Origin of the sequence: Paenibacillus sp. FSL H7-689 (assembly GCF_000517905.1) — a bacterium.
Taxonomy (GTDB): Bacteria; Bacillota; Bacilli; order Paenibacillales; family Paenibacillaceae; genus Paenibacillus; species Paenibacillus amylolyticus.
In genome coordinates, this window is sequence record NZ_ASPU01000013.1 from 477,027 (window position 1) to 499,311 (window position 22,285).

The 22,285-nt window shown below is 47.8% G+C and carries 19 protein-coding genes and 1 pseudogene; 4 read left to right on the top strand and 16 right to left on the bottom strand.

The window, feature by feature from the left end; genetic code table 11:
* The first annotated feature begins 34 nt into the window (after positions 1–34).
* Both C170_RS09565 and C170_RS09570 read left to right on the top strand, forming a co-directional pair.
* Positions 35–1,360, top strand: coding sequence for an ABC transporter substrate-binding protein (locus C170_RS09565; RefSeq protein WP_036608823.1), 1,326 nt, complete (start codon positions 35–37; stop codon positions 1,358–1,360).
* A 22-nt stretch (positions 1,361–1,382) separates the two neighbouring features.
* Entirely contained in the window at positions 1,383–3,029 is a 1,647-nt protein-coding gene (locus tag C170_RS09570) for an MGH1-like glycoside hydrolase domain-containing protein (protein WP_036608826.1), read from the top strand.
* A gap of 73 nt (positions 3,030–3,102) precedes the next feature.
* On the opposite strand, the gene C170_RS09575 is transcribed toward C170_RS09570, so the two are convergent.
* Positions 3,103–3,447 (bottom strand): hypothetical protein, encoded by a 345-nt coding sequence (locus tag C170_RS09575; protein ID WP_036608830.1) that lies wholly within the window; start codon positions 3,445–3,447, stop codon positions 3,103–3,105.
* A gap of 123 nt (positions 3,448–3,570) precedes the next feature.
* Here C170_RS09575 and C170_RS09580 point away from each other — a divergent pair, with 123 nt between their 5' ends.
* A complete protein-coding gene (locus C170_RS09580; RefSeq protein WP_036608832.1) occupies positions 3,571–3,993 on the top strand; it encodes a hypothetical protein in 423 nt (140 codons plus the stop codon).
* A gap of 199 nt (positions 3,994–4,192) precedes the next feature.
* On the opposite strand, the gene C170_RS09585 is transcribed toward C170_RS09580, so the two are convergent.
* The 13 genes and pseudogenes from C170_RS09585 to C170_RS09645 form a co-directional block, all read right to left on the bottom strand.
* A complete protein-coding gene (locus C170_RS09585) occupies positions 4,193–7,366 on the bottom strand; it encodes a bifunctional cytochrome P450/NADPH--P450 reductase (protein WP_036608834.1) in 3,174 nt (1,057 codons plus the stop codon).
* A 300-nt stretch (positions 7,367–7,666) separates the two neighbouring features.
* Positions 7,667–8,221, bottom strand: a complete 555-nt coding sequence (locus C170_RS09590) for a glutathione peroxidase (protein WP_036608837.1) — start codon at positions 8,219–8,221, stop codon at positions 7,667–7,669.
* 215 nt (positions 8,222–8,436) lie between these two features.
* The gene (locus C170_RS09595; protein ID WP_036608839.1) at positions 8,437–9,162 is read right to left on the bottom strand and encodes a LutC/YkgG family protein; all 726 of its coding nucleotides are present in this window, start codon (positions 9,160–9,162) and stop codon (positions 8,437–8,439) included.
* The gene (locus tag C170_RS09600; protein ID WP_036608841.1) at positions 9,152–10,672 is read right to left on the bottom strand and encodes a LutB/LldF family L-lactate oxidation iron-sulfur protein; all 1,521 of its coding nucleotides are present in this window, start codon (positions 10,670–10,672) and stop codon (positions 9,152–9,154) included. The genes C170_RS09595 and C170_RS09600 overlap by 11 nt, the downstream gene beginning before the upstream one ends.
* Entirely contained in the window at positions 10,669–11,397 is a 729-nt protein-coding gene (locus C170_RS09605) for a (Fe-S)-binding protein (RefSeq protein WP_017688927.1), read from the bottom strand. Before C170_RS09605 ends, C170_RS09600 begins: the two co-directional genes overlap by 4 nt.
* Positions 11,398–11,510: 113 nt before the next feature.
* Positions 11,511–12,272, bottom strand: a complete 762-nt coding sequence (locus C170_RS09610) for a DeoR/GlpR family DNA-binding transcription regulator (protein ID WP_036608844.1) — start codon at positions 12,270–12,272, stop codon at positions 11,511–11,513.
* Between the two features lies 1 nt (position 12,273).
* On the bottom strand, positions 12,274–13,767 hold the full coding sequence (locus tag C170_RS09615; protein WP_036608845.1) for a rhamnulokinase: 1,494 nt from the start codon (positions 13,765–13,767) through the stop codon (positions 12,274–12,276).
* A gap of 237 nt (positions 13,768–14,004) precedes the next feature.
* Positions 14,005–14,520 (bottom strand): DUF2500 domain-containing protein, encoded by a 516-nt coding sequence (locus tag C170_RS09620; protein ID WP_235200741.1) that lies wholly within the window; start codon positions 14,518–14,520, stop codon positions 14,005–14,007.
* A 110-nt stretch (positions 14,521–14,630) separates the two neighbouring features.
* Positions 14,631–16,433 (bottom strand): oligoendopeptidase F, encoded by a 1,803-nt coding sequence (pepF, locus tag C170_RS09625; RefSeq protein ID WP_036608847.1) that lies wholly within the window; start codon positions 16,431–16,433, stop codon positions 14,631–14,633.
* A 322-nt stretch (positions 16,434–16,755) separates the two neighbouring features.
* Positions 16,756–17,115 (bottom strand): winged helix-turn-helix transcriptional regulator, encoded by a 360-nt coding sequence (locus C170_RS09630; RefSeq protein ID WP_036608849.1) that lies wholly within the window; start codon positions 17,113–17,115, stop codon positions 16,756–16,758.
* Positions 17,116–17,382: 267 nt separating this feature from the next.
* The gene (gene hxlB, locus C170_RS09635) at positions 17,383–17,946 is read right to left on the bottom strand and encodes a 6-phospho-3-hexuloisomerase (protein WP_036608850.1); all 564 of its coding nucleotides are present in this window, start codon (positions 17,944–17,946) and stop codon (positions 17,383–17,385) included.
* Between the two features lie 4 nt (positions 17,947–17,950).
* Positions 17,951–18,583: pseudogene (hxlA, locus tag C170_RS09640) on the bottom strand (3-hexulose-6-phosphate synthase).
* A gap of 380 nt (positions 18,584–18,963) precedes the next feature.
* Positions 18,964–20,046 carry a lactonase family protein gene (locus C170_RS09645; protein ID WP_036608852.1) on the bottom strand — a complete coding sequence of 361 codons (1,083 nt, stop codon included), beginning with the start codon at positions 20,044–20,046 and terminating at the stop codon, positions 18,964–18,966.
* 214 nt (positions 20,047–20,260) lie between these two features.
* On the opposite strand from C170_RS09645, the gene C170_RS09650 reads away from it, so the two are divergent.
* Positions 20,261–21,190 carry an AEC family transporter gene (locus tag C170_RS09650; protein WP_036608854.1) on the top strand — a complete coding sequence of 310 codons (930 nt, stop codon included), beginning with the start codon at positions 20,261–20,263 and terminating at the stop codon, positions 21,188–21,190.
* Here the strand turns inward: C170_RS09650 and C170_RS09655 are convergent.
* Entirely contained in the window at positions 21,168–21,758 is a 591-nt protein-coding gene (locus tag C170_RS09655; RefSeq protein ID WP_036608856.1) for a DUF2062 domain-containing protein, read from the bottom strand. The two genes, C170_RS09650 and C170_RS09655, sit on opposite strands and share 23 nt — an antisense overlap.
* Positions 21,759–21,816: 58 nt before the next feature.
* A complete protein-coding gene (locus C170_RS09660; RefSeq protein WP_036608858.1) occupies positions 21,817–22,275 on the bottom strand; it encodes an OsmC family protein in 459 nt (152 codons plus the stop codon).
* Between the last annotated feature and the right edge of the window lie 10 nt (positions 22,276–22,285).

The following is a 22,285-nucleotide window of genomic DNA, read 5'->3' on the forward strand; positions in this document are numbered from 1 at the left end:
CGTTTCTCATTATCCATAGACAGGGGGATTTACCATGTTCAAACGCTTCATGATCGGTATGATCACTTCACTCTTGTTATTCGTAACAGCTTGCTCCGGAACAGACCATACGGGTGCTAATGATGCAAGCAATGGTAATGACAATGGAACTACCGAGGGCGGACAGGTCGAACTGCGCATCATGTGGTGGGGTGACCAGAAAAGGGCAGATATTACGAATGAAGCCTTGAAGATCTTTCAGGCAAAACATCCGGATATTAAAATTGTAGGTGAATTTGCGCCCTCCTCCGGATATTTCGACAAACTGAATACCCAGTTGGCATCAGGTACAGCTCCAGATATCTTTTTCCTTGGGGGAAATGTCGTGGACTATGCCAAAAAAGATGTCCTGCTCAATCTGGACCCGTATGTAGGCAACGAACTGAATCTGGACGGTATGGATGAAACCATGATCGAATACGGACGTCTCGACGGGAAGCTGCAACATATCTCTGCCGGTGCGAACGCACGGGGAATTGTTGTGAATCAGGCACTCTTCGAGAAAGCCGGCGTGCCTTTGCCAGCTTCAGATTGGGACTGGGCGGACTATGCCGCCATTAGCAAGGAGTTGTCCGACAAGCTCGGAGACGGCTTCTATGGAACGTACAATTTTACCGTCGACGGAATGGATATTTTTCTGAAACAACGGGGTAAACAGCTGTATGACATGAAAAACGGCACACTCGGATTCGCCAAGGAAGATATTCTGGAATGGTTCCAGTATTGGGAAAAGACTTCGGCATCCGGCGGTGTAGTTACACCGGAATTGCAGGTATCCAACCCGCATGATGACACCAGTAAGTCCCTGTTAATCACAGGTAAAGCAGCCATGACCCTCCTGCCATCCAACCAGCTGGCTGCATTCCAGAGCTTGACGGAAGACCCGCTAGTACTTCTCCCTGTACCACGAGGCCCTCAGGGAACGGGTGTTGTATTTGAATCCAGTCAGGGATTATCAGGTTATGCCAATACGAAACACCCGAAGGAAGTGGCGACGTTGATGAACTTCTGGATTCATGATCCTGAAGCAGCCAAAATCCTCGGTAATGACCGCGGGGTGCCCGTTACGGAAGCCAATCGAAATCTTCTTCAGGAAGGTGCAGGCCCTGTGGAGGAGATTGTCTATAACTATACGAGCCTTGTCTCCGAAGCTACGAAGACTGAACCTTTTGACGTAAGTTACAATCCTCCGGGATTTGCAGAGTTCTCCAAGTTAGCTCAGACGACGAATCAGGAGATCGGATTTGGACGAAAAAGTGTGGAGCAAGCTGTCTCCGACTTCTATAACGGTACCGTTCGTATCTTTGAATCGAATCAATAGCAGACGCTACAAGGAGGAACAAATGACAGAAGAGATACTGAATCGGCTGCGCAACATTTCGATTATGGATCAAGTTCAACCAGTTAAACCGGAAGATCAGCAGTTATTACAGGAATGGCATGCGTTGGGTATCCGGTTTGCGGCATCAGGCGGTCAAATGGAAGCTACGTATTATGCGGCAGTGGAGAAATTGCTTGCTTGCACCCTGCCCATGGGAGACAGCGATCCCATTTTACAAGAAGGTGGCATCTATCTGGGATGTTGGTTAGAGAGCACAGGTACCATCAATGCGGAGCTGCTGTCTCGCCTGCTTCCTTCCGTGTCCGAAACAACGTACCTCGCATTTGCCAAGCAGCAAAGAGATGATGGATTGCTTCCGTATAAACTGACGGCAAACGGACCCTCTTTCCGGCAAATCCAGTTGGTCACTCCACTGGCACGCAGTGTGTGGAACCACTATCAGCTTCATGGCAAGCACTCTTCTTTCCTGAGTACCATGTACAAGACCATGGTTCGTTACGATGAGTGGATTGCACGTAACCGTAATACTCGAGGAACCGGCTGTGTAGAAGCCTTCAGTACGTTTGACACCGGACATGACTTATCCCCCCGATTCTGGCATGTTCCCGATACACCTTATATGAATGATGCTGCTGCCTATCATCCGGATTCTCCAATACTGCCTTTTCTGGCACCGGATCTGACCGCCAATATCTATTGTCAGCGCATGTATCTGTCCCGCATAGCTGAAGAACTGGGAGAATCGGGAACAGATTGGAAAGCAAAAGCCGAGTCTAGCCTGGAAAGTCTCTTTCGTTATTGTTACGACGAACAGGATATGTTCTTCTATGATCGGGATCGCAATGACGAATGGGTCAGAGTCCAATCTGATGTGTTGCTCCGCGTAATGGCCTGCGAGGTGGGCGACCGTGAATTGTTCGATAGCCTACTGCGTCGGTACCTGTTGAATACAAGCAAGTTTTTCGCTAAATACCCGTTTACATCGATTTCAATGGATGATCCCAGATTCGATCCCTTTTCCTCCTATAACAGCTGGGGAGGGGCATCCAATTTCCTGAGTCTGATTCGGGCACCACACGCATTTGAGTATCATCATCGATATGTGGAGCTAACCTGGGTAATGCAGCCTATCTTGTCTGCGCTATCCAAAGATAAGCAATTTGCTCAGGTACTAAGCCCATGGACCGGAAAACAAGGTTTTACTGAGACTTACTCTCCTACTATCCTTTGTCTTCTCGATTATGTGGAGCGATTATGCGGAATTATGCCTGTTGGATCGAATCAGCTCTGGTTTACCGGTCTGCTCCCTATCGATATGGATCATGGCGAGGTCGTATCTGGCAACACGGCTTATAGCCGGAAGGTCCATGGACTAAGATATGAATTGGTCAACACCTCGGATCGCATGAGGGTATATCTGGAAGGCAAGGTTCATCTGGACGGACCGTCAGGGATTCGGCTGGTGACGGATCATAGCGGACATCTGGAAGGCATCATTGGAATGAGCGTCCGTACTGTCGAGGGAGAGCTTTTCTATCAAGGCGAGTGTATCCCGATTCGGATCAAAGGAAATGAAATGCAGCGTTATGCTGATGGAAATTTGAAAACCGAGCGCGATATTGGCATCATCCATCCTACCTATCGTTAATTGTTCGCATGCAAAAAGCGCAAGTTGCGGAGGTTCACTGCCCTCGAACTTGCGCTTTTGCATTTCTTTATTTCTACACCTTCCGTTGCCAAGCCGGGTGACGATAAAATTCAATCGTATCAATATAATTTACCGTGAAATGCTGTTCCACATCCGACAAGTTCAACAGTTTGCGGTCGATTTGCTTCATCCCCATGACCACATCGTGCCTTAGCAGATCCATCGCAATTTTGCCTACAAACCCGCCTTCCATCTCTTTATGCTTGGCACGAAACTCTTCATTGTAGATCAGTTCAGGTGTGAATGCCGCTTCGACGAAAGCATTAACGAGCGTAAGCTCATTGCCCTCGATCTGCACTGCTAGATAATAATTGCCACGCTCATCCTTAATGAGGTCTTTATACATCTCTACGATCATGTGAATCACTCCTCTATTATAAAAGAAACCCCGTTAGCCTTAACGAACATGGGCTATCAAACGTACACCTTCCGACCCCGTTCCTTCATATACTAGGTACAAATGGCGAACGGAGGAATACTTATGAGCTGGCAGCATCTCCATACTGGAAAAACACTTCAGCAGCGCCTGGCAGAACTCCAGGGGCACCTTGCAGAACTGAATACTCCACTCTCCGGGTTGGAACCGGGACGTATTCGTCGTGTCTATCCAAGGCAGTTTATCAAAGTAAACCGGCAGTTATTCATTCCACTTAGTCTGAATTCCATTCGGGTATTCGATATTCCTCGAACACGGCGAGGCGTCAGAGTGGGAATCCGCACGACTTTCCCTTCCAGGAATGCATTTAACAATATCAGACTTGTGGGTGTGGGACTGGATTATCTTGAACTCCAAGGAAAAGGCAGAGTCCCTTCCCGTATTTTATTTCCTCTCTCCAGCGTCGAGTCGATCTATCGGCCAACCACCGGAAGAAAAAACCTGAAACGGCCTTGTAGGCGGAAGTAAAGCTGGTTCTTTTCGCAAGCCATACAATGGTTCCCAAATGTCTGCATACGGGTGCTCCCTTCCAATATATAATTATAACCCATGCAACCACTTATCTGCTGAAGAATCATTTTATGTCAAAAAGCGGTGAGAACAGAACTGCTTCTGTATCTCACCGCTCAGCCAGTTACGGATCAAGCTGACCCTTCACATGTGTACATCAGATGCCTGTCCATACATCCTTGGCATAACGACCTTCCTGCTGAAGCTGATTAAGCCAATCTTCTGCTTCCTTCGCGGATTTGCCATGAATATCAGCGTATGCCTGCTGGAGTGTAGCTTCCACATCAGGTGCCATCTTGCTGCCATCACCGCAGATATACAGATGCGCACCCTCTTCAAACAAAGGAATCAGATGATGGGCATCGTCTCTCATCAGATGCTGTACATAACATTTCTCCTCCCCGTCTACACGGGAGAAGGCCGTATGAAGTTTCACAAGCCCTTCTTGCTGGGCTGCTTCCAATTCATTTTTGTACAGATAATCATGCTCGGGATTCCGGCATCCAAAGTACAGGTGGGCTTCGCCAACCTCACGACCTTGTTCCTTCAATACGTGCCTTGCCTGCAAGAAACCTCGGAATGGAGCAACACCTGTACCCGGACCTACCATGATAACGGGAACCTGTGCATCCTCCGGCAGTTGGAAGCCGGATTCCGGTGTCCGCGTGAACATGACGATCTCGTCACCCGGTTTCAGGTTAGCCAGATAGTTGGACGCAATGCCTTTGTATTCTCCCTGTCCACTCCATGCTGGGGCGCGCACAACACTGACCGTAATACTCGCTTGATCGGGCTGAACACGCGGTGAACTGGAGATCGAATAATATCTGGCTTTTAGTGAAGGCAATAATTCAAGGAAACGCTCAAACGGCAGTTCACATGCCTCATATTTCACCAGATAATCCAGCATGGAGATCCGTTTATTCCGCACTTCATCCATATACACAGATTCATCAAGCAGCGCTTCAAGTTCTTTCTTATGCGGTGGACATACGGTGTATGCTGCCATTTCTCTCAACTGCGCACGAGTTGCCGCCTCCTGAAGCTCAACGCTATGACTGAGCAGATCATACAGGTTCACCGGTTGATGCAGCGGCAGATGTGCGGCACTGCGACCGGATGCATCCAGAACGAGATGCTCCGTTCCGGTGAATCCATAACGACACAATACACGTTCCACCAGCTCCGGTGGGTTCTGCGGCAGAATGCCCAGGTGATCCCCTTCCCTGTAGGTTATGCCTTCTGGCAATTTGATCTCCAGGTGACGTGTGCTTCGTTCACTGCCCGCGTCGTGAAGCTCCCTGTTCTCAAGTACTTCTGCCACATGTGCATCATACGTATCCGCAAGCGGTGTTACGGCGAGTCCACTTACAAACTGTACAGACAGTGAACTGCGTTCGATATTGGAGCTTGTGTTCAGTTTCAGTCCCATCGTTCGTGCGAGATCTGGCCATAATTGCTCTGTCCAATCCCCCACCTGTTTCTCAAAATCTCCGCTAGCATCTGACTCACCCAGTGGTGATAACCGCTCTGCTCCTCTGGAAGATAACTGTTCATCTATTAAACGCGGAATACGCTGATAGGTGCTGGCCCAGTTGTGGTCACCGCATCCAAGAACGGCGAAACGCACACCTTTGAATTCATTGGCATCCGCATGTTCGATCCACTCGACAAACATCTTGGCATTACTTGGCGGCTGACCATTATAGGATGCACTGACAATAATGACGGCACCCTCCTTTGGCAGTTTGCCAACACGATCATCAAGCGTAGCGACCTCACTCCGGAAACCCTGATATCTGGCGGTATCCGCAATTTCACGTGCAATGCCTTCAGCGGTACCCAGATTGGAACCGTATAGAACAAGCATCGGTGTGTGGTGGGCATTGGCTGCATCCGGCTCCGTTCTTTTAGCAACTGGCTTTGGTTCTTCTACCGCTACACCCGGAACGGCCATGACTGGCTGCCCGCCACGCGCACGTACACGAATTGTGAAGTTATCCGGTTTGAGTGTCAGCGTTTCTTTCACCTTTAACTGATAATCAGAATGATCTATGAAGTCAAAATGCTTCAACACCATGCCCAGTACCAGCGTTGCTTCCTGAAGTGCAAACTGCTGACCAATACAGGCCCGTTGACCGTTACCAAAAGGTTTATAGGCATCATGCGGCACTTTGCTCGGATCTTCGAACCGTTCCGGGCGGAATTCCTCTACGTCGTCTCCCCAGGCTTCGCGGTCACGATGCAGCTTGGGAATAAGTACACTGACGCTGTCTCCTTTTTGCAAAGGATATTGACCCGCAAGTACCGTGTCCTCTTTTGCATACAGGGAAAATGCCGGGGCCGTAGGCCATAACCGCAGTGCTTCATTCAAAACCATGCGAACATACTTCAGATTGCGAACCTGGTTGTACGTGGGAACCGGATCTTTCAGAATCTGATCCACCTCAGCTTGGGCTTTAGCCAGCGTATCCGGGTTCTTCATCAGATAATAAACGGCGAAGGATAACAGTCCACTTGTGGTCTCATGTCCAGCAATCAGGAATGTAATAATCTGATAACGGATATTCTCATCATCCAGCGTTTCTCCTGTCTCTGGGTCCTTGCCGCTGAGCATGTGGGACAACAGATCATCTGCGCCTTCCTGCGGTTTCTCTTTGCGTTCGGCAATAATGTGATCCACCAACGAGAACATGGAACGGATATCCTGTTCAAACTGTTTCTTTTTGGTGATCATCAACTTGTCTTGCAGACGCAGTCGCTGCAATGAACTCATGGATTCATCCAACGCACGAACCATACTCGTAATGAATGGATGTGGTTCTTCCCGATAGAAGCTGTTAAACCGATAGTTAAACCCACACAGACCAATCGTGTCGAGCGTAAGGCGTGTCATATCATCCGGAACGTTAACCGTCTCATCCGGGTTCAATCGTGACCATTTCTGAACCAGCTGCACAGCCAGATCAATCATTTTGTTGTGATATCCCTGCATCGCACGTTGACTGAAACTTGGCAGCAGTACGTTATGGGCTTTTTTCCAATTCGGCTCCTCGGTCCAACTCGTAAATAGCCCATCTCCTGCAAAAGCACGAACCTTCGCAAGGGGTGCCCACACACGTTTGTCGAATTTGGATTCATCCGTTACCTCGGCAACCAGTTCGTGACCTGAAATATACAATTCACTTCGCCCAGGGTACTCCATACGAAAGATCGGTCCGTATTCTTCAGCCAGTTTCACCAAGGATTGCACCGGCTCTTCAAAGTTCAATTGCGGCAAATTGCCCAGTGGGCCAAATGTTTTTGGTTGAGGCACTGAAATTGGTGGCATGACACTCACTCCTTCTTTCCAAGTTAAGAGTTCTACAACTAAAAAATAATGACTTGATTTAAAGACGTGATTACACTTACTCTTCAGATCAACAGATTCAAGTTATTTTTTGCACATTTTCATATTTCATCCAGATAACGATAAAACCATTTAAAGAACTAACTGACTGAAATGGTATATTGGTCATTTTTGATTAAAAAAAATGGAGCCCTTCGTTATCTTCTTTTACCCTAACATTTCCAGTTCTAATCTTCAACAGTCCCAAAGTCATAGGACCTCAGGACAGGGATTAAGGTATACTTATGAATTCTTTAACAGAACTTGAATAGCTGACTCCATCTCTAATGGAGCTACTGTCGTTTCATAACGGCCATGGACGTCCCCATTACGGTCAATCAGGAATTTGGTGAAATTCCATTTGATGCCGTCACCTTGATACAATTCTGGATGTTTCTCCTTCACAAAGGTGTCCATCCACTCTCCTTCCTTCGTGTCCAGATCATAACCTTGAAATGGCGCTTCTGTAGTCAGATAACGAAACACAGGATGCATCGATTGCCCAACGACCTCAACCTTCTCCAAAATCGGAAAGGATATCTGAAACTGACTTCTGCAATACTCAGCTACCTCAGCGCTACTACCAGGTTCTTTGTCGTTAAACTGGTTGCACGGGAACGCCAGAATCTCCAGCCCCTGATCACCATATTTCTCATACATCTGCTGAAGTTCACTGAATTGCCGGGAGTAGCTGCACCGACTTGCTGTATTCACAATAAGTAGCACCTTCCCTTTAAAAGCAGAAAAATCACCCTTGTGTCTATCCATAAACGGAACTTGGTAAGAAAATATACTCATCTGTATTCATCCTCCTCTTTCTCTTTTGTATCTCATATGAACTCTCTCTTGAGATGGATTATACACTCCCATTATTAATAGGTGAAATATATAATAAATATAATTTTAATAGTTTTTAACTATAGTAGACAAAATAAAAAACTGCCCTCAGCAGTCACACACTGCATCTCGGACAGTTATCAAAATCATGATGTGCCATCACGCTAAACACATCGTTAACCCATAATTAAACCATATACAATGCCTGGTCCGTGTACCCCAATGGTTAAATCATTTTCAATATCGGAAGAGCGGCTTGGCCCGGAAATAAAGTGGATGCCTGCCGGAAGATTCTCTCTTCCCGCTTCGTCAAATCGATCCAGCGTCTCACCCAGTCTGGTGTACAGTCGATCTACTGGAATAATGATGATGAGTACCGTAGGCAAGAGACTGACTGAACGACCTTTTTCCGGTGAAGAAAGTACAGTGACCGAGCCTGTGTATGCTGTTGCATAATCCGCCATAACCACACCGATATCCGCCTCAGCTGCCCGAGCCTTCCAATTCTCATCAGCCTGACTATTCCAGACTGAGATCTGCACATCGGGAAGCTGCTCTTCCAATCCGAGATCCTGTAACGCCTGTTCATTCTGACGAATGATATACCTGGCACTCAGTTCATGAGATTTGTTGGCTATAAATTGAGATACTTCTTCCATGTTCTGAACCCGGGCAATGTGTGCGCCTACACTCACAAAGTTATCCGTAAATGCTTGAATACGCTTCTCTTCATCCCATTCCAGTTCAGTCCAAAAGTCGGGTGCTCCCCGAAAGGGTTGGGTCGGTGCATGGCGTTGCCTTGGTCTTCTCAATTTCGAAGCAATGTCATTCATGAACTGCTCCTGTTTCTCAATGGACTTCTTCTCCAATTGTGCAAGCCATTGCTGATGTTCAGTGACCATGCTTAGTACCCTCCCCTTCTTCTCGCTCACGAATAATCTGCTCCATACGGCTGCGAACGGAAGAATCCATGGCCGGTTGCTCCTGGTTCAGTTCCTGATCCAGCTTGTTCCATTGTTGCCGGAAGGATTTCTTGGCGAGGCTTGGCGCAACCCGATAATTGTTCCAGCCTTTAAGTGGACCCAATTTGATTGAAATGCCGTTGTTGCGTACAACTGCCTTCTGCCCGATCTGTCCCAGACGTATGGCCGCACTGAAACGTTTGGAATTGGATACAACAGCGGCAAATCCCTTCATACCCATGCTTTCCATTTTGTTTCCATGGCCGTCTTCCACTTTACGCCTACGTAGATAAACGAGCATATCATGCAATGGAATTTTAACTGGACATGCTTCATAACAGGCTCCGCACAGACTCGAAGCACCCGCAATATCGTTCCATTCATCAATGTTGCCATTAAGTGCAGGTGTCAGTACTGCGCCAATTGGACCACTGTACGTCCCACCGTAGGCATGACCTCCAATATGACGATATACCGGGCAAGCATTCAGACAAGCACCGCAGCGAATACAATTCAGCAACTCCTGGAATTCAGGATCACCGAGCTGTAAAGATCGACCGTTGTCCACGATAATAATATGCATTTCATCCGGCCCATCCGCATCCGCTGTGCGGCGAGGACCTGTGATGCCTGACATGTACATCGTTAGTTTCTGACCTGTTGCGGAGCGTGGCAACAAGGTTGCCATGACTTCCAGATCCGTCCACGAAGGGATGATCCGCTCCATGCCCATCAGTGTAATCTGCGTTTTTGGAACAGTGGATACCATACGGGCATTGCCTTCATTTTCGAACAAAACCATGGAACCCGTCTCTGCAATTGCAAAATTGCAGCCGGTCATGCCGATATCTGCTTCGAGGAATTTCTCACGCAGCTTTTTGCGAACAAATCCGGCAAGTACCGTTGTGTCCGGCTCCAGAATTTCACCCGCTTCCTTCGATAACAACTCTGCAATCTGGTAGCGGTTCTTATGGATCGCTGGAATGACAATATGAGAAGGGGCTTCGCCTGCCAACTGAATGATGTATTCACCCAGGTCGGTCTCGATGGCTTCAATGCCCGCCGATTCCAGCACATGATTCAGATGTACTTCCTCCGACACCATCGATTTGGACTTCACCACCGTAGAAGCCTGCTTATGCGCCGCAATATCCAGCGCAATCGCCGCAGCTTCCACCGATGTATCTGCAAAATGAATATGAACCCCGTTTGCACGGGCGTTATTCACAAATTCATTCAGATAATAATCAAGATACGCAATCGTATGCAAACGAATCTGACGGCCACGCTCCCGCCATTCATCCCAATTTCCATGTTCTTCTGAGGCAGATTTCTTCCCGTTACGCAAACGTTCTGTCGTGAATTTGACTGCTTTTCGCAGAAAATCATCATTCAAGGCCAGTCCGGCACGTTCTTTGACCGTAGTATCCATGACTCCCGGTTGGCTCATCCTGTTCGCACCCCCTCATACAGTAGTTCCGCCAGATGCATTACACGCACCGGTTCATTCCGATAACGCAGATTACCTGCGATATTCATCAGACAGGCCATGTCCAGCCCTACCAATACTTCGGCTTGTGTCTCTTTGACATGATCGACCTTCTCCGTCACCATCGCTCCTGAAATATCGGACATTTTGATGGCAAACGTGCCCCCGAACCCGCAGCAATCCTCAGCAAATGGAAGTGGAACCAATTCCAGTCCTTTTACCTGAGAGAGCAGCGCCATCGGCTCATCCTTCACACCCAGCAGACGGCTGCCGTGGCAGGATGGATGATAGGTTACTTTGTGCGGAAAATGTGCGCCCAGATCGGTTATCCCGAGTACCTGAACGAGGAATTGAGTAAACTCATAGGCTTTGGCTTCCAATCGTTTTGCCTTCTCCAACCATACTGGTTCATCCGCGAACAGCTCGGGATAATGATGAATCATATACGTACACGATCCCGAAGGACATACCACAAAATCACTGTCGTCAAACGCTTCAAGAATCGTTTTGGCCGCTACCCGAGTCTCATCCCAGTACCCGCTATTGTAGGAAGGCTGACCGCAGCAGGTCTGCACCGGCGGGAAATCCAGCCGAACGCCATGAGCGGCGAGCAATCTGACCATGGCTTCCCCCACTCGGGGATAGATGGCATCGCTGAGGCAGGTAATGAATAAGGAGACCTTCATAATTACACGCTCCTATTAACTGATTAGTAGATAAATTGACTAAGAATATTTACACTGGACACTCCGTTTCGTGTAAATGTTTAGTTCAATTTATATAGATAAAATCTAAAAGATTAAACTGTAATAATCCCTATGTCGTATCCGCTCAAACGTTCTGTCTGTTCAGACTCCAATGGCTGATCGGTAACGATCATATGGACTGCATTTAACCCGGATACTCGGGCAAAAGCACGAACACCAAATTTACTGGCATCTGCAAGTAAGATGACCTGATCGGATATGCCAACCATCTTCTGCTTCAGCCTTGCTTGAAGTTCATTGGACTCACTGATTCCGCCACCTTCGAGATGTACACCTTTGCACGACATGAACATTTTATCCACGTGATACGTTTCCAGAGAACGCTCCGCGAGCGGCCCAACAAAAGACAACGAGCGAGATGCCAGCTGACCCCCTGTTGAGATGACCTCAACCTTGTCACGGCTGCTGAGTTCAGTGGCAATCTGGATCGAGTTGGTTAAGACCGTCAGCGGGAAATCCGGCATATTCGCTGCCATATAACCTGCCGTTGTGCTCGCATCCAACAGAATGCGATCACCCGGATTAATCATCGCCAGAGCCGCTTGTGCAATCCGTTTTTTCTCTTCTGCATAGGTTGTCTCCCTGATCCGGTAAGGGATCTCCGGTTGATCTTCCTTCACACTCACTGCACCACCGTGAGATCGTCGCAGTCGGCCTGCCTGTTCCAGCCGATCCAGGTCCCGCCGGATGGTTTCCTCCGTCACCCGGCAGCGCTCACTAAGCTCGGATACACGCATACTGCCCTTTACATTCACCATCTCCACAATTCGGTCATACCGCTCGGCTGCCAGCATGTTACACCTCACTCCCCGCTTGTGAATTAGATGAAGCCGTCACACGCAGAAATCTGCCGTAAGCATCTTCCCAGATTGATCCGTCCTGCGGCTCATACACAGTTACCGGAAATGAATCACGAATGGCCTTACGAGCTTCCCAGATATCTTTAAAAGCTCCGCTCGCCATCCATTGCACAGCCATATTCCCGATGGCACTTCCCTCTGCTGGACCTGCCCATACCGGCTTACCAATGGAATTTGCAGTCCACTGACATAACAGGCGGTTCTGGATGCCTCCACCGACCATATGCAATCCGTTGAACGCCTGACCCGACAATTGCTCCGTCCATTCCAGAACTCTTCTATACTTCAATGCAAGACTCTCCAGAATTGCCCGGGCAATAGCCCCCTGATCCTCTGGTACCACTTGCCCTGTATCACGGCAATACTGACGTATACGGGTCGTCATATCTCCTGCGGGCATGAACAGTTCATCATCCGGATCAAACAAACTGGCAAATGGGGGTGCCTGTTCCGCCTGCGCCAATAACGCATCATAGCTAATTCCCTGCCCCTGGCGCTCCCACTCGCGCATGCTTTCCTGCAAAATCCATAAACCCATAATGTTTTTCAGCAGACGGAATGTTCCGCCCGCCCCGCCTTCATTCGTGAAGTTCAAGGCCAGACTCTCGGTACTAATTGCAGGATGATCTATCTCCGTACCCATCAGGGACCAGGTTCCACAACTCAGATAAGCAAATGAACGTTCCGTTGCAGGAACAGCCACAACAGCTGAACCCGTATCATGCTCCGCAACAGCGATCACAGGTATCGGGGACAATCCCAGATCGTTACAGATACTGCTTCGCAATTGTCCAACACGGGTACCTGGCAGCACGGCTTCACCAAACAATTTCTCCGAAATGCGAATATGCGCCAGCAACTCACTATCCCACTGCCCCGCTGATGGATTGTATAATTGTGTTGTGGTTGCATTGGTGAACTCATTCACCGCTTCCCCTGTCAGGAAATAACGTAGCAAATCCGGAATCATGAGAAAACGCTCTGCTTCATGAAGTAACGGGGAACCGCTGCGTTGAAGCGTTGCCAATTGATACAAAGTATTAAAGCTAAGAAACTGAATCCCTGTACGTTCGAAGATTCGCTGAGAGGTCAGCTCTTGCCGTACCTGATCCATCATGCCGTTAAACTGTGTATCACGGTAATGATACGGGTTACCAAGCAACTCACCATTACTGCCAAGCAAACCAAAATCAACGCCCCAGGAATCGATCCCCAGGCTCTCCGGCTGTTCTCCCTGCTGTTTCACAAGGGTAAGCCCCTGCAACAATTCATGATGCAATCGCAGAATATCCCAGTGCATCCGCTCGCCAACCTTCACTGGTTCATTCTTGAACCGATGAATTTCGCTTGTTTCGATCCCACGATCATTCAGATGTCCCAGTAGCGCTCTCCCGCTCCCAGCGCCCAAATCATAAGCCAGCACACTCACCGCGTTTCACCAACCTTTCGAACCAATCCTATTTTCCAAACGGCATCTCTTGAATTCAGTCCGTAACCCTGTACTTTATTCTATATTTATTGTTTGTTTGTTTTTGTTTAATACTGTTTTACTTTATTTTACGAGTATATCACCATTGTAAGCGTTTGAATACCCTTCGCTTTTTCTTTCTTTTGGGTATACCAAAAACGACTCTCTCCCACCTGGGAGGAGCCGCATTTCTTTTTTTTACGTATAAAATTGACCTTTGCTTACCCCCGACTGGGGTTGTACATCTCTCTCAAAATGCTTGAAGCGTGTTCCCTGATACGTCAGCATCCCTCGATCATTTTCCACCATCATGCCATAATGGTTTCCGCCAACAATCAGTTCAGTGCGCTCCCCATTGTCGAATTCAAATGTAACATAATACCGGGTAGTCGCACTGCTATCGCCGCTTCCACCTGAGACTTCCGTTCGTTTAGCCACCACTGTTGAGTGCAGGGTTAACAAGGCTGCTGCGTTATTTGACATCCCTGAGCGTATGCCTGAAAAAATAACAAAAACAATGACTCCCGCAATGATGAGAAATATGGCACCAATGAAAATCGAAGCAAATGCATTCATTGCAGCAAACTCACTAAATCCCGAAAAAAAACCACCCTGATTGCCTTTAAAACCTGGTACTCCATTCATGTCGTCAAACACACCAAAGCCGTCTACGCTTAATCGGCCCATCGATGAGGACACGCTCGTTAACGCCATTCATCATCGTTCCTTTCCCCTTACAAAAATAAGATGCACCGCCCCCACGCAAGGAAGGCGGTGCATGCAGACAACCCGTTCTGCCTTGTCCATATACTATATGAACCAGATCAGGAATACAGACGTTCAAGTTCGTCGACCAGACTGCCGACATAAGCAACCGCAGAGCGAATCGGCTCAGGTCCGGACATATCCACACCCGCAAGTTTCATTAACTCCTGCGGTGTGAGACTTCCACCAGCTTTGAGTGCATCAAGCCAGCGATCTACCGCAGGCTGTCCTTCTTCCCGAATCTGCTGTGCAGCCGCTGTGGAAGCCGTCAAACCTGCCGCATAGGTATATGGATATAATCCCATATAATAATGAGGTTGTCTCATCCACGTGAGCTTGGCCCCTTCATCAATTACCAGATCAGGTCCCCAGAATTCAGAAAGGATGTCTCCTTTGAGCTGACTTAACGTCTTCGCCGTAATGGGCTCATCATTGGTTGCGCGTGCATACACCCTGCGCTGTAATTCACCTTCCAGCAGATGTGTAACGAAGTTATGGTAATACGTGTTCAACAGTTGCAAAATGACCCAACGACGCATTCTAGGATTATCGGAACGCTTCAATAGATGATCGGCCAGCAGCATTTCATTCATGGTCGATGGTGCCTCAATGAAATAAAGAGATGGCCGTGTATTCGTGAGCCGTTGGTAACGTCCCGCAAGCATGAAGTGGCCTGCATGCCCCACTTCATGGGCAAGTGTAAATGCTCCGCGCATATTGTTTGCCCATGAAATTAAGATATAAGAGTGTGAACCATATATAGAGGAGCAAAATGCCCCTGTGGATTTGCCTGCGTTATCTGCGTAATCCACCCAGCGATCACTGAATGCGCGCTCTACGATCTCGCCGTACTCCGGCCCAAGCACATCAAGCGCTTCTCGAATGAGTATGCACGCCTCATCATATGTAATGGCAGGGCTAAATTCAGGATCAAGCGGCGCCTTCAGATCACAAAACATCAGTTTGTCCAGACCCAGCTCACGTTTCTTGAGAGCCGCCAGTCTGCGCATATGAGGTGCGAGTTCTTGCTGGATAATATCCAGAATATTATTGTACATCTCTTTGCTCACTTGTTGTGGGCTGAGAAGCATATCTGTAACATCGTCGTAACCACGCAGCCTGGATAAAACAACCTGTTTCTTCACTTCGGTTGCATAACCTTCTGCAAACGTATTTTTGTAATCATTTAATGTCGAGCTGAATGCAGCATAAGCAGAACGGCGCAGCTTTGTATCAGACGACATCTCATAATTATTTTCATAAAATGACCAGGATAACGGACGATTATTGTCCTCTCCATCGAGAGCATCGTCAAACGTCATGTCTGCCAGTTTACCGCGCAGATAGATACGGTATGGCGAATCCAGTACCTCTCCTAATGAAGCGAGTACCTTCTCGGTCTCGGGCGTAAGCCGATGTTCTTTTTCTCGAATCAAACGCTCCAAACTGCGCGCATACGGCTCCAATCCCGGAAGTTCTTCAAGGTAACGTTCAACGGTTCCCTCCGGCAGATCAACGATCTCCGAATTGACAAAAGACAAGGACGAAGACAGATTTGATAGGATATCTCCTGCCTTGGCTGAATTCTCAATATTCACCGGATTGGTGCTGTCCTCTGACTGCTTCAGTCGAGCATAAGAAGCCGTCTTGCCGATCCGCTCCTGCAAAGCTTCACGCGCATCCAGACAAGCCAGTAATTGTTCAGCGCCTTCGCCCAGACGTCCTTTGAACGTTTCGATCTGGGCAGCAGCCTGAGGAAGTGATCGAAGCTCCTGCTCCCACTCTACATCGGTTACAAACAAGTCTCTCAGATCCCAAGTGGTTTCTGGGTTTACCTCAGCACGTGTACGTATTTTTTCCATCTTTAGTTGTCATCCTCCTTGCATTTTCCAATATCTCTCATCGTATCATATTCTGCTCATCTATACATGACAATGATTACTCCTTATTACTCCGCTGGCAGAATAGCCTTTCGATCGCTGTTATCCCCAGATTTTTTGATTCCCCTTTTTCAAAGGTGAAAATCCGGTGATAAAGGCGAACGCTTCGCTTCTTAAGTCTATTTCTGCCCGCTGCGTTTGGAGTAAACTATTGATCTACTGTCCAAAATTTAAAAGTAACTAAAAAAACCGCTGGTTTATGGAAGAATCCATTTACCTAGCGGTCGTTCTAACTATAACTTATTTAGCTTTCTTTCCAGATTACATTTTCGCCGTAATTTTTACCCCAGTTATACATTGCGTGCAGGACGGGCATCAGGCTTTGACCGTGATCTGTCAACGTATATTCCACCCGAGGTGGTACCTCTGCATACACCTTGCGTTCAATCAGTTTGTCTTCCTCCAGCTCACGAAGCTGGTTGGTCAGCATCTTCTGGGTAATATGAGGGATTAGGCGTTTCAGCTCACTGAAACGTTTGGTGCCTTCCAGGCCCAAGTGCCACAAAATAATCAGTTTCCACTTGCCACCGATCACCGCAAGGGTCAATTCCTTCTCACAGTTGATTTCTTTCAGATTAATCCGTTCCTTCACTTCGGACGCCATGGCTCCGAGCCCCCTCATCTTCAATCTTATATCGCGTATAATACACATATCACGGGGACACTTCACACGAGGTAAGTTTTCCGCTCCATGCATGATGTAATAAGTACATTCATTCGATACAGCTATCTATTAATTCTACTACAGCCTGGTCGGGATGCAAAGTTTAACTGTAAATCACGGATAAAACCTATACAGATGAATGATTATGTATCGCAGAAAAGACCAGAACCCTTCATAATCAAAGGATTCCGGTCTTTCATCTATTCACTATTCCAGGTTCGCGTGGCGGCCAAACATATCCGCTCCGGTCATACCCTTCATTTCCATCATCGTAAGGATGAGAGCATCCATGCCGATTAACAGTCCTTGTTCGAACAACGAGCCCATCGGCTGAATGGTTACTGCCGCTCCGGAAGTTGCTGTGTCCTCTTTGGCTGAAGCCGGGAGACGCACTACCGTAGTTGCCAATTTCCCAATCGTGGACTCTGGCTTAATCGTAATGAGACCTACAGGCGCACCAGCCTGATTAGCCTTTTGAGCCATGGCCACCAGACTGCCTGTCTCTCCTGAGCCAGAGCACAGCAAGAGGAAATCTTTCGAGCTGATCCCAGGTGTTACGGTTTCGCCCACCACATATACACGAAGCCCCATCTGCATCAGTCTCATGGCAAAAGCCTTCCCCATAAGTCCTGACCGGCCTGCTCCTGCTACAAAAATCTGTTCCGCAGCCAGAATGTGCTCAGCCATCGCTTGCATCTCTGCATCGTCGATCTGGCTTAACGTACGTTCCAGCTCCTTCAAGATGTCAGCTGCGTACTGTGTTTTGCTCATCTGCTTACCCTTGTTTAACGAGACGTTGCATTTCAGCTGCAACTGCCGCTTTGTCTGCTTGTCCTGTGATACCGCCACCTACAATAACCAGATCCGGTTGTGCTTTGATTACTTCTGGCAATGTTTCCAGCTTGATTCCACCAGCGACAGCCGTTTTAGCATTTTTCACAGCAGCTTTGATCGTTTGCAGATCTTCGAACGGGCTTTGTCCTTCAGCTTGTAGGTCATAACCTGTGTGTACACAGATGTAATCTACGCCAAGCGCATCAATTTCACGAGCACGTTGTTCCAGGTTAGGCACGTTGATCATGTCCACAAGAACTTGTTTGTTTTGTTTCTTCGCTTATGCTACTGCACCTTTGATCGTACTGTCATTGGTTGCCCCAAGCACAGTGATTAGATCCGCACCAGCTTCAGCTGCTTTCATGATTTCATAACCACCAGCATCCATGATTTTAAGGTCTGCAAGAACTTGCAGATTAGGGAATGCTTCTTTCATTGCTTTAACCGCGTGCAAACCTTCATTAATAACGATTGGAGTACCAATCTCAACGATATCAATATATTGTTCAACCTCTTTAACCAATGCGATACCTTCAGGGATATTTACCAAGTCAAGCGCCAATTGCAATTTCATCATTTATTTCTCCTTTGTTGTTCAAATATGATTCGTTCCTGTAAAAATAATAATCAGATATTTAGCCTGCACCAATTTGTCTGTTCAGATGCATGCAGTGTTTGTTTTGGCTACTCACTCATTGTAGACCCTGACTATCCATTCAGGAAGTACGCACTTTGAAGTGGGGTAGTTACTTGCACGATACTATTGATAATTGTTCGTTGTTAGGTGAACCTATATAGAATTAATGCTCTATTCCAATCCACACGCTTACAGCTGAACAGCAGCCTAATCTTCCAATTATATATTCAATATAAAAGACCCCGCCACATGGCAGGGTCTTTATCTTTATCGTTTCATTTTCAATCCAGCCAAAGCTGGTTTAGAAATTTATCATTTTACAGATATACAGGTTTCACGCATACCGGCTTGGATACACCTGTGCTGTGACCAGTGTATTTCAGACGTCCGCTCTCCTGATCTACCGTGAATGTCACGAGGTTGTTCGTATCGCGGTTAGCTGCAATCAGCAATTTGCCGTTAGGTGTCAGCGCAAAGTGACGCGGGTGCTCACCTTCAGCAGATACATGCTCAACCAGTGTCAGGTGACCTTTGTCTGCATCTACTGCAAATACAACGATGCTGTCATGTCCACGGTTAGAACCATATACATAACGTCCATCATTGGAAACCGTGATTTCGGCTGTTGTATTCTCTTTGCCATCATATCCATCAGGCAATGTGGATAAAGTAGACAATTCAGTCAACGTGCCCGCTGCTGCATCATATTTGAACGAAGTAATGGAAGAATCCACTTCATTGATAACATAAGCGAATTCACCATTCGGATGGAATGCCAAGTGACGTGGGCCTGCTCCCGGATGTGTTTTGGTTTCACTGTGCAGCACAAGTTCATTTTTGTCTGCATCAATAGAATAGATCGCGATGTTATCTGCGCCGAGATCCTGTACCATCATGTATTTACCATCCGGGCTGAAGAATGCGGAGTGCACATGTGGCTTGTCCTGACGTTCAGGATGCGCACCTTGTCCTTCATGTTTCTTCTCGTCCAAGAGCGCTCCCACTTCACCGTTATCCGTCAAGGCTTGCAGACCTACCAGACCACCGTGGTAGCTGGAGAGAATCAAGTATTTACCGGAAGGGTCACGCTGGATATGACATGGTGGAGCTGAAATGGAATTATTCCGGTTCAGCAACGTTAATTTTCCTGTAGAAGGATCAATGCTCAGAGCTACAGCTTCAGACATTTTATTGCCTTCAGCTGACGCTGTTTCACCAATCGCATACAGTTTGTTTCCTTCAGCATCCACGTTGACAAACGTTGGGTTTTTCACTCCCGCGATGCCGTCAAGCTTGGACAAGCTGCCTGTATCCTCATTCAATTCATATGCATAAATGCCCTCATTTTCCGCTTCGGCGTAAGAGCCGGCAAGTACGAGCAAGCGTTTTGATTCACTCATTACAGTTTCCTCCTCTATGTGTATGTAATCTTGTTGCACCTCTTCTATAATAAATCTGCCATATCAAAATAGCAATCCGCTGTCGCTGCCCATCAGCGAAATCCTTAGTTAAACAAGGCGATTACTACACATCATCATACTGAAATCCATTCATATGAGATGCATCTTCTGCTATGATAAGATAGGTTTTTCATCCAGAAGGGACTGAATTGCATTGCTTCACTCATTTTTACTCACCTTATACCATGTGTTCTTGCCGATATCACTTCCCGTGATCGGAGGTATTCTGTTAAAACGCTTCAAGAATTGGGATACCCGGTCGCTCTCGACCTTTTCCCTTTATATTTTGAGCCCTGCTCTCATCTTCAATACATTGCTGCATGCAGAGATTACCTGGACGGACGTCACCAGCACGTTCTGGTTCTCTATTATTAATCTGATTGCTCTGTGGGCCCTCGCCGAACTGTTGAGCCGGGTGTTCCGTCTGGGTGCAAGCGAAAAAGCGGGTCTCACCCTCGTCTCCACGTTTACGAACTGCGTGAATTACGGGCTCCCGCTTGTACTGCTTGCCTTTGGTCAGCTTGGACTGGACAAGGCTTCGGTCTACGTCATTGGACAGATGATCATTGTTAATACGGTAGGTATCTTTTTTGCCGCAAGATCCCAATTCACGGTAAAAGATGCGATTCTGTCCGTTTTCCGCATGCCATCCATCTATGCTGCTGGCATCGCCATTATGCTACGTGCGTCCAATCTGAGCCTGCCTGACGCACTCGATGGAGGCATCTCCATGATGGCCGCGGGTTACTCTCCTGTCGTTCTCGCCATTCTGGGAGCACAGATGCTCAGACCAAAAGGTGCTACAGTGCCCTGGCTGCCCAATGTACGCCGAGCCTTCTGGACCGGACTTGTGGTCCGTCTCGCAGCTGCGCCCATCCTCTCCTGGGTGATTCTGACCGCGCTTCAGGTCGAGGGTACGTTGTTCAGTGTGCTGCTGATCCTCGCATCGATGCCGACCGCAGTGAACGCCGTTATTTTGGCTGAACAGTTCAATGCTTCTCCGCAGTTTGTATCCCGTTGCATCCTGTGGACAACCGCTGCATCCATGTTGATGCTGCCGATTATGATTGTGATGGCTTCCTGATTAGTACCGGAGGCGACACCGACGCTAGATCCGCTTGTCGGCGTTTCTCCAACCGGCGTTCATAACGCCGGTTGAGCGCTCTGACGTAGAAGAATTTTACGACAAAGTACGAAATCACACCCAGAATGACACCAAACACGGACATGCCTGCCAGAATATCCAGTCCACCAAGCAACAATTCACTCACGGCCGACCAGTTCCCGCGAAACAGCTCCATGAATGCACTCTCATGTACCGGTCCTTGTCCCATGCTGTGAGCAGGTAGAATCCAGGAACCAATCTGCTTCGCGAGCGGCATCAGAATGATAGGCAAAAACGTAAGTTTTCCAATCACGTTACCAACAATCGCTGCTGGCATCGAACCCCCAGACAGTCGCACAATTGGGTAGAATATGAGATATATCAGGGATGCGGTCGAGATCACGATCAGCTCCAGTCCGAACCCTATTGCAAATCCGGTGGATACTTTATGAGCACCTCCGGGAGCACGTAACAATTTGAGGAAATTCAGCTTCATAGCACGTGTTAAACGTACCCAGAGGTTAGTCTTGCGCTTCTGTGTGTTCATACCGAATTTCTCCTTATTTTGTACAAATGACGACTTGAATCGTCTATTCTTCAGTATATCACACCGCGTTAGCTCCAGTGATAACAATGACTGGCTGTGTCTCCATCTGGACATTACCTGCCACCGCTCGGGAGATCATACAGGAGGATTCAGCCTTATGCGCCAAGCGCTCAGCCTTGGTCAGATCCGCCTCAGAGGCATCTGCGCTGAGCACAATCCGAGGTCTATGTACGATCCGTTCGTACGTAAATACGTTATTCGTAACATCTACCGTTGCTTCCGATTCAAGCGTTAATTCATCCGGCGTAATATCCGAACGCTCCAGCATCGCTGCCAGCGTGATCAGGTAACAGGTGGAGGCTGCACCCAGCAGCATCTCGTCCGGGTTAGTTCCCGTACCGGGTCCGCCCATCTCCTGCGGAATCGATATGACCGTTTTTAATCCACCTGCATCGATTGTTCCCTCACTGTTACGCCCACCATTCCATACCGCTTTCAGATGAAAAGGATGTTTCATGACATTCATT